The organism is Paraburkholderia fungorum (genome assembly GCF_003610895.1).
GTDB classification, from domain to species: domain Bacteria; phylum Pseudomonadota; class Gammaproteobacteria; order Burkholderiales; family Burkholderiaceae; genus Paraburkholderia; species Paraburkholderia fungorum_B.
The window spans coordinates 240,863-255,450 of sequence record NZ_MCAS01000023.1 but is presented as its reverse complement, the minus strand read 5'-3'; the positions used below and the strand labels follow the sequence as shown (position 1 = coordinate 255,450).

Genomic DNA, 14,588 nt, shown 5'->3' with positions numbered 1-14,588 from the left:
TATGACGTCGCCCAACGAGATGCAGGCATCGCAACGTCCATTTCTGGACATCGCCAGTTCCGACTTCGCGAGACTGACAGCGCACATCGATTGCCACGACATCGACGGCAAGACCATCCTGGTCTCCGGTGCGACCGGCTTTTTCGGCGCGTGGATACTGGCGCTGTTCGAATGGTTGCAAAAGACACGCAACGTGCGATTCCGCGTGCTTGCGATATCACGCGATCCGCAGAACTTCCGCAGCAAACATCCCTGGATTGACGACGTGGATTGGTTGCAGTGGATCACCGGCGACATCCAGGATTTCGCCTTTCCCGAGCAGGCGATCGATTACGTCATCCATGCGGCAACCGAAACGTCGGCGGCTGCCGGAAGAATGCCGGCTCTGTTGCTGAACTCCATCGTGCGCGGCACCGAGCGTGTCCTCGCATGTGCCAAAGCGGGTGGGGCAAAGCGTGTTCTACTGGTAAGTTCGGGCGGCGCATACGGCGGCCAATCCACCGATACACCGCAGTTGCTCGAGTCATCGAGAAACGGTCCTTCGACGATGGATGTCGCCAGTGCGTACGGCGAAGGTAAGCGCGTGATGGAACTGCTCGGCGCGATCCATGCGCATGAAAACGCGTGTGAAGTCGTCGTCGCCCGATGTTTTGCATTCGTTGGCGCGGGTCTGCCTCTCGACGGGCATTTTGCGATCGGCAACTTCATCCGCGACGCGCTTACGCAGGATCGAATCTTGATTCGCGGCGACGGCAAAGGTGTCCGCTCCTATCTGTATGCGGCCGATCTGGCTGTCTGGCTAATGCATTTATTGTTGAACGGCCAGAACCGTGGGATATACAACGTGGGTTCCGATAAGGAAGTGACGATCGCTGAGCTGGCGAGGCAGGTGATTTCCACGCTGGCGCCGGCAAAGACGGTCATAGTCGAGGGCGCCAGCAATGGCCCGGGTGCCGGCAACCGGTACATCCCTTCGATCGACCTGGCCCGCAGCCAACTCGGTCTCGACGTCTGGACCGCGTTGCCGCTGGCGATTCTTAACACTGCCCTCTGGTCTTCGAAGAAATCATGAAAGCCCTGATACTTTGTGGAGGACTGGGCACCCGCCTGCGTGGCGTGATCGGTGCGTCGCAAAAAGCTGTGGCTGATATCGACGGGCGCCCATTCCTTTCTTTTGTCATCGAACAGCTCGCGAAAGCCGGCATTCATGACCTCGTTTTTTGTACCCATTACCAGTCGGAGCAGGTGGGAAGCGTGGTGGCAAATCTGCCCGCCGACTCTGCGCGCGAGGTTGCAATCGTGTGCGAGCCGTCTGCCATGGGAACCGGCGGCGCCGTGCTGTACGCGCTGTCCCAGCTTCAATACGAAGGCCCGTTTATTGCGTTGAATGCGGACACCTATCTTGATGCCGCTGCCTATCGAGCCGCCGCGGAGAGCGCACCGCCCGTGATCGTCGTCACGCCGATCGACGATTGCGAGCGCTACGGCGCGGTGCAAATGGATGAGAATCGCCAGGTTCAAACCGTGACCGAAAAAGGCAAGACCGGTCCGGGCCTGATCAGTGCCGGCGTTTACGGTCTGCATACTCGCCATCTCACCGCCTTCCCTGTCGAGACGTTGTCGATGGAACAGGACATCATTCCGGCGCTGATCTCGCAGCAGCTTCTGACGGCACAGGTGTACGAGGGTCCTTTCCTGGATATCGGCACGCCCGACAGCCTGAAATTCATTCGCGAACAAGGTGTGCAGAAACTGTAATGAAAGACCATTTCACAAATCTTGTCGTAAAACACGATCAACCTGTCGTGGATGCGATTGCAGCCATCGAACGCGGGCCAACCCAGATCGCACTGGTGGTCGACGCAGATGAGGTATTGGTAGGCGTACTCACCAATGGTGACCTGCGGCGCTTCCTGGTGAACGGCGGCCAAACGTCGACGCCGGTTCACGAATGCATGAATCGCAAGTTCCATGCGCTGCCTCACGGAACCTCGCGCGAAGAGCTGCTGAAGCTATTCGATCTTGGCTATAACGCGGTTCCCTTGCTCGATCCACGTGGCAAGCTCGTCGAGTTCGCGACCCCGGATTTCTTCCCGCCAGCGAAGGAAGTCGCGGTGCTGTCGCGCGCAAGAGCGCCGGTGCGCATCAGCTTCTCCGGCGGCGGAACCGACCTCACCTATTACTTCATGAAGAACGGCGGTGTCGTTCTGAATGCATCGATCGCGCTGTACGCGCACGCCACGCTGATTCCGTCCGCGGGACCGGAGATCAATATCATCTCGCATGATATCGACCGCCACGAGCACTATCCGACGCTGCGCAGCCTCCTCGACAGCCCGGACAAGGGGCTCCTCTCCTCTGTGGTGTCGGTGATCCGCCCGGACTTCGGCTTCGATCTGTTTGTCCACTCCGACTTCCCGGTAGGCTCTGGCCTCGGCGGATCGTCCGCCGTGGCAACAAGCGTCGTAGCGGCGTTCAACGAACTGCGGCTGGATAAGTGGAGCACCTATGAGATCGCCGAACTCGCGTTTCAGGCCGAGCGGCTCTGCTTCGCGATTTCCGGCGGCTGGCAAGATCAATATGCATCCGCGTTCGGCGGCTTCAACCTGATCGAGTTCGACGGCAAGCGCAACATGGTTCATTCGCTGCGTCTCGAGTCGGCGATCGGCAACGAGTTGGAAGAATGCCTGATACTGTGCAATACCGGCATCGAGCACAACTCGGGCAAGATCCATGAGCAGCAGCGTGAAGACTTCAACAAGATCGACCGTAACCAGCAGTTGCTCGATATGGTGGACCTTTGCCGGCGCATGCATAAACACTTGATTCGCGGCGACCTCAATGAGTTCGGCACCAGCCTGCATGAGGCGTGGACAATCAAGCATGGCCTGTCGAGCGCAATCAGCGGTAATGCCCTCGACGAGATCTACCAGGCGGCGCTCGATGCCGGCGCGCTGGGCGGCAAGTTGCTGGGCGCAGGAGGGGGTGGTTTCTTCCTGTTCTACGTGCAACCACGCCACCGCGCTTCGGTGTCGGCCAAGCTCAAGTCGCTTGGTTGCACATTGAGCACCGTCCGTTTCGAACAAGAAGGCGTAACTTCGTGGAGAACCAAAGTAGCATGAACGAATCGACATTCAAGATTGGCGATTTTACTGTCGGGGGCCCACGCACGTTCGTGATCTCTGAAATCGGCAACAATCACAACGGCAGCCTGGCATTGGCGAAAGAGCTAGTGGACGCGTCGATCGACGCCGGTGCGGATTGCGTCAAGTTTCAGATCAGAAACCGCGCGGCGCTCTACCGGACGGCTCCGGGGGCCGAAGGCTCCGAGGATCTGGGTGTCGAGTACATTCAGGATCTTTTGAACAAAGTCGAACTGACGAACGACGAGCACCGTGAACTGCGCGAATATTGCGCGCAGAAGAACATCACCTATATGTGCACGCCGTGGGATGAACCCAGCGTCGACGTGCTGGCGGGATTCGATGTTCCGGCACTGAAGCTGGCATCGGCCGACTTGACGAACCCCTATCTGATCCGCAAAGCGGCGAGCCTCGGCAAGCCGCTGATCCTTTCCACCGGCATGTCGCTCGAGCCTGAAATCGAGGCCGCGGCGAAACTGGTCAAGAGCTTGGGCGTGCCGTTTGCGATGCTTCATTGCAATAGCACCTACCCCGCTCCGGAAGCCGACATTCATCTGGGCTATATCAAGCGCCTGCAGGAAATTCACAGCGTAATTGGCTATTCCGGTCACGAGCGCGGTACGGCGGTGACCATTGCCGCCGTGGCTCTCGGCGCAAAGGTTGTCGAACGGCACATCACGCTCGACCGCAACATGGAAGGTCCCGATCACGCGGCGAGTCTCGAGCCGGGCGAATTCAAGGCACTCGTGGACGGCATCCGTCAGGTCGACCAGGCACTGCCCTGGACAGGCCCTGGCCGGCAAGCCAGCCAAGGGGAACTGCTCAATCGCGAAAACCTGAGCAAGAGCGTCATCGCCGCACGCGCCATCAAGCAGGGCGAAACCTTTACCGAGGAAAGCCTGCGTGTCGCCAGTCCCGGCCAGGGTCTGGCGCCGTACCGGCTGCCCGATCTGCTGGGTAAAGTCGCGCATCGGGATATCCGCATTGGCGACTTCCTGTATGAAGGCGACCTGACCGGTCAGAAAACGGTGAAGCGCTCGTACCAGTTCCCGGGATACTGGGGCGTACCGGTTCGTTATCACGATTTCGAGCAATATGTCGCGATGATCGATCCGGACCTCTATGAGTTCCATCTGTCGTATCGCGACCTGTCGTTGAAGCCGGCTAATTATCTTAAGCAAGTCGACTGCAAGCGTCTGGTCGTTCACGCGCCGGAACTGTTCGAGAACAGCGAGTTGCTTGACCTGACCGCGGACGATCTGAGCTATCGCCAACGCTCCATCGACAACCTCAAGCGGGTGGTCGAGGCAACCGAGCAGATGCGCAGCTTCTTCCCCGCAGCGGATTCGGCGTTGATCGTGGCGAACGTCGGCGGTTTCTCGATGGATGCGCCCTTCCCCCTCGCGCATCGCGCCGAGCTGTATGACCGCTTCGCCGAATCGTGCGCGAAGATCGACTTCGGTTCCACCGAACTGACGCCGCAGAACATGGCGCCGTTCCCGTGGCATTTCGGCGGACAACGTCACCAGAACATCTTCATGATGCCGGACGAGCTGGCTGAGAAAGCCAAGGAGCTCAAGCTGCGCTATTGCACCGACCTGTCGCATCTGCAAATGACGTGTAGTCATTTCGGGCTCGACTTCCAGGACGCAATGGCGAAGCTGCTGCCGCATAGCGCGCACCTGCACGTGGCCGATGCGCTTGGCGTCAACGGCGAAGGCGTCGTGATCGGCACTGGCGACGTCAACTGGCCCGAAACCTGGAAGAAGGTCTCGGCTTACCCGTCCGTCAGCTTCATCCCCGAAGTGTGGCAAGGCCACAAAGACCACGGCGCCGGCTTTTGGCACGCGCTGGACTTCCTCACCAAGCTCAACTAAAGGGGCGAATCGGGCGTTTACTGGCCTGTCTCGCTGCAAACGCCTGCTTCCCCGTCTAACCTGACTTTTCAGCTCACACCAACCGCGAATTGCCAACGCAACGCGGTTGCGTGTGCCATCCGCAGCAACCCGTTCCGAAATCTATCCTCGCGATCGCAGACAGTTATCCAGTGCACACCGTTACATCGATCCGCGTCAATACGCTGGCAGGGCTGACTTCGTCCTTCGCCCTCGTTCCCGAATGCATCGCGTTCGCGCTCGTCGCGCACGTGAACCCGCTAATGGGCCTCTACGGCGCATTTATCATCTGCACGATCACCGCCCTGTTCGGCGGTCGCCCGGCCATGATCTCCGGCGCAGCAGGTTCGATGGCGGTCGTCATTGTTGCACTCGTCGTCCAGCACGGTGCGCAATACCTACTGGCCACGGTCGCTCTGAGCGGCATCATCATGGTGCTTTTCGGCGCTTTGCGGCTAGGGAAACTGATCCGAATGGTCCCACATCCGGTGATGCTCGGCTTCGTGAATGGCCTCGCTATCATCATCGCCATGGCGCAACTGGAGCACTTCAAGGAAGCCACCGCCGATGGCATCCACTGGCTTCACGGCACGCCGCTGATCGTGATGATGTCTCTCGCGGCGCTCACGATGGCGATCGTTTATCTGCTGCCGCGATTCACTCGTGCGATTCCGCCAGCGCTAGCCGCGATTCTCGGTATCGGCGTGGTCGCACAACTGCTTCATCTTCCGACGCACACGCTCGGTGATATGGCCCACATCGCCGGTGGGCTGCCCATGTTTCGGTTTCCGGACGTCCCTTTCACGCTCGAAACACTGCAAATCGTGCTGCCGTATGCGGTATTGATGGCGATCGTCGGATTGCTCGAAACCCTGCTGACCTTCAACTTGACGGGCGAACTTACTGAGACCCAAGGCCAGCCGAATCGCGAGTGCGTTGCGCTCGGCATCGCCAACGTGGTGTCCAGTGTGTTCGGTGGAATGGGCGGCTGCGCGATGATCGGCCAGACAGTAATCAACCTGAGTTCCGGCGGCCGCACGCGTTTGTCGGGATTCGTCAGCGGCGTGATGATCCTGTTGTTCATTCTGTTTCTGTCACCGCTGATCGAGCGGATTCCACTTGCCGCGCTGGTCGGCGTGATGTTCGTCGTTGCACAACAGACCTTCGCGTGGGGCTCGTTGCGCGTGCTCGGCAAGGTGCCGCGCAACGACGCGGTTGTCATCATCGCGGTCACCGTCATCACTGTGTTCTCGGATCTCGCGATTGCCGTGTTGTGCGGCATCGTGATTGCCGCGCTGAATTTCGCGTGGCAGCACGCGCACGAAATTCATGCAGACGTCGGGTCCGATCACGCAGGCGACAAGACCTACGCGCCGCGCGGCACGCTTTTCTTCGCATCGACGACGCGCTTTCATGCGCTGTTCGATCCGCAGCAAGATCCGGAGCGAGTGACGCTCGATTGCAGCCATCTGCACCTCGCAGATCATTCGGCAATCGCCGCCATCGAAGGCCTGTATCAGCGCTACGCGAAAGCAGGTAAGGAGTTGCGCTTCAAGAACCTGTCGGACCGGAACGCACGACTGCTGCAACGCGCTGGATCCAACGTGGCGGCCGCACGATAAGGAAACGGATCAAGGACCCGTGGGCAACGCTTTTCGGCTAGCCGCGAAGCTGACCGCCGTCCAGGACGAACAGCGCGCCGGTCGCAAAACCCGCCTTTGCAGAGCATAGAAAGGCGGCCATGTCAGCCACCTCTTTCGACGTGCCAAGACGCGCCATTGCGACTTCCTGCTTTAGCATGGCTGCGACCCGATCTGGGTCAGCCGCGAGCTTGCGCTCCCACGTCGAACCTTCGAAGAGAATATTGCCAGGGACCAACGCGTTGATGCGGATGTTTTCTGGTGCGAGGTACCGAGCGGCCCCGCGGACAAAACTATCGAGTGCCGCTTTTGCGGCTGAATAGGCCACGGGCGCGCCAAGCGCAGCGCTTCCGCAAATCGATGAGATGCACAGAATCGCGCCACCACGTGTGCCTAGATGCGGGCGAGCGGCCGCGACAGTATTCGTCGCGCTGATCAGATTGATTTGCAGCATGCGATGCCATTCGGCTTCGTCTTCCTGGCCCGGAGGTACAGAAGCGCCGCTACCGACATTGCAAACGACGATGTCGATCTGACCGCGCACCGCGACTGCCTGCTCCAGCACGGCAGTCGCGCCGGCACGCGTCGATACGTCGCCCACGGCGGGCGTCGCTCCGAGTTCCGTAGCAACCTTGTTCACCCCATCCGCATTGCGGCCATTGACGACCACATGGCACCCCTCGCTCGCCAGCGCCGCGGCAATCGCCTTTCCGATCCCGTGAGATGACCCGGTGACGAGTGCTACTTTGCCGTTGAGTTCGAGGTCCATCACAGCCCCTTTGCAGTCCAGCCGCCGTCGATGATGAAATCAGCACCAGTGGCGTAAGCGCTCGCTCCCGACGCCAGAAAAATCGCTACGCCCACCATGTCTTCGACTTGCCCCCAACGTCCAAGCATCGTCCTGCTAGCACGATCCTGGTTCTTCGCAGGATCGTTAAAGCTGCCTGCCGTCATGTCAGTCTGAATATAGCCTGGCACGATGCAGTTTACGCGGACATTGCTAGGACCCAGGTCAAGCGCAAGCGCCTTGCTCATCATCCGCAGCCCGCCCTTGGCCGCAACGTAGCCGGGGTTACCGGGAAACCCCATCAAGGCCCCAATACTGGCTACGGTAATGATAGAACCTCGGCGGCGGCGCGCCATTGACTGACCGATCAGCGAACAGGTGCGATACGCGCTAGTCAGGTTCGTTTCGAGCGTTTTGGAAAAGATCTCGACGGGCTGAACATCTGAGTCCGAAGGCAAGGTGATGCCCGCGACGTGCACGTACACGTCGATTCCACCGGATTGCGTCTCGATGTCACGGATCAATCCGGTCACCGCTTCACCGTCGTTGAGATCGCACTGGCGATAATCGAATGATGCCCCCTCGCTAACAGTAGAGCGGCCAAAGCCGATCACCGACGCGCCTGCCTTCGCGAGCCCATTGGCCAAGCCAAAACCGATTCCACGCGACGCCCCGGCGACAACGGCCGTCAGGCCATCAAGAGAAAACATCGACATATCCGTGCTCATGATCGAGTTCATTCCCCGATCAGCGGGATGTACATGTTGCGCTTCAACTCGTCGCGCTCGAGGAACGGGAACAGGTCTTCGAGCGGCGAGGATTCCATTTTGCCGTTATCGAGCCGGCGGGTGGCGATGCGCGGAATCCGCGGTTCTTCTGGTAGGACCATCACCTCGCAAAGCACCGGGCCGTCCGCGTTCAAAACGGATTCGAGGTCATGTTTGAGGTTGGCACCCGAGGCGATACGGACATATGGAACACCGTACGCATCAGCCAGCTTACCCAAATCGGGCAAAAGCAGTCCACTCGTTGCGTCCGCCCCGACGAGCCTATTGAAATAACCGACCTGTGATGTGCGAATGGACGCATATCCGGCATTGTTGATAACAAAACACTTAACCGGAAGCTTCAAGCTGGCGAGCGTCGCCAACTCCTGTGAATTGAATTGCAATCCACCGTCGCCTTCGACACAAATCGTTCGCTTGCGGCCAGACGCAACGCACGCGCCGATTGCCGCCGGCAAACCGAAGCCCATCGCTCCCGTTCCGCGATTATGGAAACAGCGTTGATCGCGCTTCAGTCGCAGGGCCAACAAAAACAGCTCAGCACAGAAGCCTGCGCTTCCCGATGCGATGACGTCGCCTTCCTGCATGACCGACGAGAGAACGTCCGAGAACTGATAGAGACTCAGTGGACCTTCCGTCGTTGCGTGAGACGGCTGCAACAGCGGATATTCCGCCTTCCACTCGGCGATTCGTCCGATCCAGGCTTCGTAAGAAGGCAATGCCGGTGCCGCGTCGAGCACGGTGTTCGCCACTTTGAGAAACGCACCTGCGTCCGAGACGATGGGTACCGCGATATCCATGCGCATCTTGCGAATTTCGGCCGCGTCGATATCGACCATCACCTTGACCGCACCACGCGCAAACCGTTCATGCGCATAGGCGGTCATCGCCATATCCAGCCGCGCACCGATGACTAGCACGAAGTCTGAGTTCTGAAGCGCAAAATTGGCCCACCGCGGCGCGATGCTGCCCGGCCGGCCGCCATAGAGCGGATGCTCGTCTTCGATCAGGTCCATTCCGAGCCACGTCGTCAGCACCGGCACTTGGACCCGTTCGAAGAAGCTGCGGAATTCACGTTGCGCACCCGAGAGTCGCACCCCGTGCCCAGCGATGATGACTGGGCGCGACGCCTTCGAAAGAAGCCTCATCGCTTCGCTCACCTGCGCCTCGAGGGCGGCGGGATCAGCGCTTTCGGTCTGGTCGTCGAAGTGTGCACGGCGCAGCGTCGACGGATCGATCTCCGTGCCTTGCACGTCGAGCGGCACGTCGAGCCATACTGGACCTCTGCGCCCCGTCAATGCCGCGTGCTCAAGCTCGTCGAATACGTAGGCCACGTCTTGCGGATTCCGGAGCGTCACGGCTTTCTTCGTGATCGACGACACGAGTGTGACGATATCCGCTTCCTGAACGCCCAACATCCGCAGGCCGCTATCGCCCTTAAGATCGGCAACCTTTACTTGACCAGAGACAAAGAAAACCGGCGTCGAATCTAGCCAGGCGCCCAGCGTCGCCGTCATCAAGTTCGTCCCGCCGGGCCCCCCGGTCACCAGACAAGCGCTCACGTCCCCCAGCAACTTGCCTGCCGCTTCAGCCGCAACGCCGCACGCCTGCTCATGTAAGCCCAATACCGGCTCGAGATCAGGATGCTTACCGAGCGCATCGTTCAAATGCATCGCTGCGCCGCCGGGTAGAAAGAAGACTTGCCGCACACCGAGCAAAGCCAGCCGATCCATGATGTAGTCAGCAACACGCATAATGTTTTGTCGTACCTGAGAGGATGTGTTCGGATTGCTGGTCGATATAGACCATTGATTGTCTGTTGATGCGGGTGCTGCACACGAGCGAAGACAGGCAGTAGGATCGGTTTGTTCCACTTACAGCCTGCACCATCGCTGTCGCGAGCGGTATGTCGTTCACGGGCCGCCGCGTATGCCCGGACAGCATCGTTGCAATACAAACAACGATGATCTCAGGCCCGGCCTATCGGCGGGCATCGAACTCACCAAACGCTGCGGCCGCCATCGACCACGAGATTTACACCATTCATGTAAGCAGAAGCGTCGGAGCAGAGGAAGCCGATCGCTCCGCAATACTCGTCATTATTGGCCATACGTCCCATTGGAATCAGCTTGACCAATTGGCTCACGAAAACGTCGTTCTGGCCGGCGTAGATTCCGCCGGGAGACAACGCGTTGCAGCGGACACCTTGGTCGCACCAGTACGTGGCCAGGTACTTCGTGAGACCCACCAGTCCGTGCTTGACGACGGAATACGTCACAGGCTTCACTGGCTGCTGATCCGGCGCAAGACCTTCGACTTGGTAAAGCCGCTGATCCGGCGCAATGACGCTAAGGTCGGACGCAATATTGAGGATCACGCCGCCCTGCCCGGTGCCGGCCATATGAGCGCCATACACTTTCGCGCAATTGAACGCACCGCCAAGTCCAACGTCAATATCACGCAACCATTGCTCGCGTGGAAAGTTCTCGAGCCGCGAGAAGTTGACGCCGCCAGCTTCTACCTTGGGATTGTTCGCTGCGTTGTTGATCAGAATATCAACGCGGCCATGCTTTTCGAGCACAAGCCGCTTCGATTCAACGATAGCATCGAGGTTCGTAATATCTGTCTCGATCACTAGCGTGTCGATATCGAATTCCCGCTGCAACAATGCTTTGTTGTTGTCGAGGCCAGCGCGACTGATGTCGAGCAGTACGGGGATGCCACCAAGGCTTGCGACTGCGGCGGCGTGCTGATAGCCAAGCATGCCTCCGCCCCCTGTGATAATCGCGACGCGGTTATTGAGGCCGAAGATATCAGAAACCGATTTGCCCTTCATCAACACATACTCCTTTTCTATTACGCGCCGGACATCGTGCAGCGTCCATCCGGCGTGTCGCCGCGTAGCCATGCGCGGGCGGCATCAGAAACTTTTCTCAACCATTCCACTTCATCGCCCGACACTCCACGCGCGACCTGCAGCACAAAATCACCGCGGTAGCTGATGTCGATGAGCCCAGCGCGCAAGCTGGCGAAGTCTGCATCGCCGGACCCGAGCGGGACGGTCGAACTGCCCATCACACGATCTTTGATATGGAAGCTACCAATTCTGTCGCCATACGCGGCGAATTCTTTCGCAGGCGCATAGCCAAGCGACGAACTGTTACCAGAGTCGTAATTCACCTTGACTAGTGGATGGTCAATCTCGCCGAGGAACGAACGGAAGTCGTCTGGGTTGAAATCGGCCTCGAGATGCAATTCGACCGACGATTCGACGGCGTCGGGCAGCACCGTATGCAACGCCGAAAGCACGCGCTCCTTGTCATTGCTGTCGATCATTTTCGATGCATCGACAAACGGCAAGACTACGCGCGTCACGCCCATTTCGGGGCAGATGGAAATCAACCATTTGAGTATTTCGAGACGCTTGCCAAAGGTCTCAGTGTCGACGCGAACCAGCGGGCAATCCATGAAGTAATCTGCACAGATCGATACGACGCTGACACCCGACGCTTTCAGCGCTTCTCGAAGCTGGCTGCGGCTTTCTGCTGTCTCCAGCGGATTGGCACCTTCGCCATAAAGATCAAATATCCATTCAATACCCCGCAGACCCGCCTTGGGTGCGGCTTCGATCTCTGCGGCCCAGCTAGCGCGAGGGAACGATTGAAAGCGGCCGGCTTCGGGCGCGGAGAGCCGGCCCTGCATGACATATAGGCCGGCATCGGCATATTGCTTGAGATAGTGGTCCGTCATGTTTTATCCAGTACTTGAATTTCGGCTCGCCCATGGACCGCGATGCCGATCAGATCCACGCTTCCGCTGGGGGCGGCCATGCGCGGAATAAAACTGACGTCAGGAGTGACGATTGAGCTAAGCCGACGTCGTCGCGTCACACAACCGCACCTCTCGTGGATTCCTCTGCGTGAGCAACACGTAGGTCGGACGCATGGGACGGCCAATGCGTCGATACGCCCTAAAAAATCAAGCAGAGATCGTCGCAGGTCGATGGGCGCATGTCAAGTCGGGTGTACAGACGCAGAGTTACAACGACCTTGCGATTTGCGTTCGCAAACAACGTGATCTATCGCACTATTGATGAAATTTGTCACAATATAGGCAGCGATTTTGTCCGCGCTTGAGCTTTGAAGTGATGTCGCGTAGAGTCGAAACGACTCGACTTTCCCGACAAGCTGATGTATGCGAAAGGCTTCGCAAAGCACGGTTTCTAAGAAAAGAGGGGGGGACCGATCTGGCTTCCCACCCCTCCCAGCACTTTTGATTGAGGTAAATGTATGGGAAGTCCATTGATTTCTGTGGTAGTTCCAACTTCAGGTAAGGAAAAAAATCTATCTCGCTGCATTAATTCCCTAGCCTACAACGCGCCAAAACAATTTCTCGCTCAGTCGGAATTGATTGTTTTTCTAAACGAAGATCCGATTTCACCGATTAATTACGAGCGAATCGATGCTTATCTGGCGACTATCAAGGACTTGTTTGGCTCACTCAAAGTAGTACGTGCGGCGCGCTTTGAACTCACCGCTGAAGAATCTGCACATTCTGCGTCAGAGCACGCAACGGGAAAGTTTATCTGGCTGGTTGGGGATAAACGCATATTCTTGCCGGAAGGACTTCGCGTCCTGAGTAAATGGCTGGAAGCGCCGACGGCGCCTGCCGCGTATTTTAATTCGGCGTGGATATCGTCGAATGCGCTGACAAATAACTACACTTCCACCCATCTGACGTCGACACAAGCGATTCTCCCGTACAAACTGTTTGTCATGAGTACTGGAATAAACTACATGGCTACAAATATGGGCACGTGGATTTTCGAGCGGAGATGCCTGGATCGTGAGATTTGGGGCGAAATCATCAAGAGGTGCGGCCCGCACTTTTCCCATGTGACGACAGCTCTGGCAACGCTCGGAGAAGAATCGCTGCAGTGCTTTTCACTGTTTCTGTGTCAGATGGAAAGCAAGGCTTATCACACCGGAGACGACACCGAGTGGGTAAGGTATTCGCGCCTGACCAACACCTATCGCTTCTACGCGTGGACGTTGGGTCTGGTCAGGCAGTTTCAGTTCCTGGTCGATCGCGGAGTGTACGAGTACGCCGACATTCGGCGTTCGATGTGCTCGGAAGGTGTATTGCTGCGTCGCCAGATTGATGAGATTTACACCCACGTCGCCGGCCAGTTGCGACAGGGGTGGTTCGATAAATCTCAGAGAGTTACGCAAGAAGAGTTTGAGGAAATATATCAATTCCTCGTTCGCGTGTGCCCGGAGAAGATAATTTTGAACGACCATTTACGGGATATTTTTAATGGCTATGACACTCTTGGAGACAAGGATTTCTCCCGTCGAATTACAATGATCTACGACGCATTTGGCGTCGACTTTTCTGCGACACGCTTTGGCTCACTGATCGTCAGCCAGATTGGCGATCAGTTTTTGCGCCTGCATCCAAAGGGTTTTGTTTTATCCCCTGTAAAAGATAATGAGGATTTCCTCCTGGCATATAAATTCCCCGACGCGCCTGCTGCCGGAGGCCAGTGGAAAATACTCAGTCAGGCAGAACTGGATGCATTCGAGAACGGAGCGAGATTGACCAAGTTTTGGAAAATCATACCCGAAATCAATTACGTCAAACCCAAAAATAACCTTATCAGGAAATTCACTGCCAAGTGGGTCGTACGGTTTTATCGTCGCCGAATCGCCTACAAAATCGTCTCTCTTTTGCCCGGACATATCAAGCGTCGGCTGAAAGCCATGTTGATGTAATGAGGGCGATGTTGAGGGTCATGAACTGAACCCGCGCAATCACCCTGGCGGGATTCGCCGGCCACTTCCGCAGCGTGATAATGACCGAATGAACCTGCGACCGCCACGGGCGGTCGCACACCTCACCCCGAGTGAATCGATCACGTCCGCGTCGACCTGAAGCTCTCAACAAAAAGTGAATCTGTAATCTGCCCCGAATCCCTGAAGGATTACATCGACATCGGCTTCAAGGGTTTGGGTGTCGCGGGCCTCGAAGGCCAGCCACTCGTATTTCATCTTGTGCTAGAGCTTCTCGATACGATTGAGCTCCGGGCTGTACGGTGGCAGGAAGCACAACGTCAAGTCTTTCGTTTGTAGCAGCCCGAGATAAGGCCGCAGTGCGCGGGCCGTGCGAACCGATGCATTGTCGAGAATCACGGTTAGCGGCTTGCCGACGTGTTCGACCAGCAGGCCGAGAAATCCGACGAACAGCATCGAGGCCATCTTCTCCCACAACTTCACTGCAAACGACCCTCTTGAGGACAGCAGTGCTTGCGACCACGTTCAGACGCTTACCGCGCCAAG

12 protein-coding genes are annotated in these 14,588 nt (G+C 57.8%); 6 read left to right on the top strand and 6 right to left on the bottom strand.

Annotated features, from left to right (window positions below):
• The first annotated feature begins 1 nt into the window (after window position 1).
• The 5 genes from BCY88_RS21890 (at window position 2) to BCY88_RS21870 (ending at window position 6,660) form a co-directional block, all read left to right on the top strand.
• The gene (locus BCY88_RS21890; RefSeq protein ID WP_120346263.1) at window positions 2–1,072 is read left to right on the top strand and encodes an NAD-dependent epimerase/dehydratase family protein; all 1,071 of its coding nucleotides are present in this window, start codon (window positions 2–4) and stop codon (window positions 1,070–1,072) included.
• Entirely contained in the window at window positions 1,069–1,758 is a 690-nt protein-coding gene (locus BCY88_RS21885; protein WP_120346262.1) for a sugar phosphate nucleotidyltransferase, read from the top strand. The genes BCY88_RS21890 and BCY88_RS21885 overlap by 4 nt, the downstream gene beginning before the upstream one ends.
• Window positions 1,758–3,122, top strand: coding sequence for a GHMP family kinase ATP-binding protein (locus BCY88_RS21880; RefSeq protein ID WP_120346261.1), 1,365 nt, complete (start codon window positions 1,758–1,760; stop codon window positions 3,120–3,122). The genes BCY88_RS21885 and BCY88_RS21880 overlap by 1 nt, the downstream gene beginning before the upstream one ends.
• A complete protein-coding gene (locus tag BCY88_RS21875) occupies window positions 3,119–5,020 on the top strand; it encodes an N-acetylneuraminate synthase family protein (RefSeq protein ID WP_120346260.1) in 1,902 nt (633 codons plus the stop codon). The genes BCY88_RS21880 and BCY88_RS21875 overlap by 4 nt, the downstream gene beginning before the upstream one ends.
• 170 nt (window positions 5,021–5,190) lie before the next feature.
• Complete coding sequence (locus tag BCY88_RS21870) at window positions 5,191–6,660, top strand: SulP family inorganic anion transporter (RefSeq protein ID WP_259461475.1); 1,470 nt, start codon at window positions 5,191–5,193, stop codon at window positions 6,658–6,660.
• Window positions 6,661–6,697: 37 nt separating this feature from the next.
• Here the strand turns inward: BCY88_RS21870 and BCY88_RS21865 are convergent, their stop codons facing one another.
• The 5 genes from BCY88_RS21865 to BCY88_RS21845 all read right to left on the bottom strand — a co-directional run bounded on the left by BCY88_RS21865 (window position 6,698) and on the right by BCY88_RS21845 (window position 12,000).
• A complete protein-coding gene (locus tag BCY88_RS21865; protein WP_120346259.1) occupies window positions 6,698–7,447 on the bottom strand; it encodes an SDR family NAD(P)-dependent oxidoreductase in 750 nt (249 codons plus the stop codon).
• Complete coding sequence (locus tag BCY88_RS21860; RefSeq protein WP_259461474.1) at window positions 7,447–8,205, bottom strand: SDR family oxidoreductase; 759 nt, start codon at window positions 8,203–8,205, stop codon at window positions 7,447–7,449. The genes BCY88_RS21865 and BCY88_RS21860 overlap by 1 nt, the downstream gene beginning before the upstream one ends.
• Window positions 8,202–10,004 carry a thiamine pyrophosphate-binding protein gene (locus BCY88_RS21855; protein WP_120346258.1) on the bottom strand — a complete coding sequence of 601 codons (1,803 nt, stop codon included), beginning with the start codon at window positions 10,002–10,004 and terminating at the stop codon, window positions 8,202–8,204. Before BCY88_RS21855 ends, BCY88_RS21860 begins: the two co-directional genes overlap by 4 nt.
• Before the next feature lie 245 nt (window positions 10,005–10,249).
• The gene (locus BCY88_RS21850; protein WP_120346257.1) at window positions 10,250–11,086 is read right to left on the bottom strand and encodes an SDR family oxidoreductase; all 837 of its coding nucleotides are present in this window, start codon (window positions 11,084–11,086) and stop codon (window positions 10,250–10,252) included.
• A 20-nt stretch (window positions 11,087–11,106) separates the two neighbouring features.
• The gene (locus tag BCY88_RS21845; protein ID WP_120346256.1) at window positions 11,107–12,000 is read right to left on the bottom strand and encodes a sugar phosphate isomerase/epimerase family protein; all 894 of its coding nucleotides are present in this window, start codon (window positions 11,998–12,000) and stop codon (window positions 11,107–11,109) included.
• Between the two features lie 539 nt (window positions 12,001–12,539).
• Here BCY88_RS21845 and BCY88_RS21840 point away from each other — a divergent pair.
• Entirely contained in the window at window positions 12,540–14,024 is a 1,485-nt protein-coding gene (locus tag BCY88_RS21840; protein ID WP_147408546.1) for a hypothetical protein, read from the top strand.
• 282 nt (window positions 14,025–14,306) lie between these two features.
• Here the strand turns inward: BCY88_RS21840 and BCY88_RS40115 are convergent, their stop codons facing one another.
• A complete protein-coding gene (locus BCY88_RS40115) occupies window positions 14,307–14,549 on the bottom strand; it encodes a transposase (RefSeq protein ID WP_404935717.1) in 243 nt (80 codons plus the stop codon).
• Window positions 14,550–14,588: the final 39 nt, after the last annotated feature.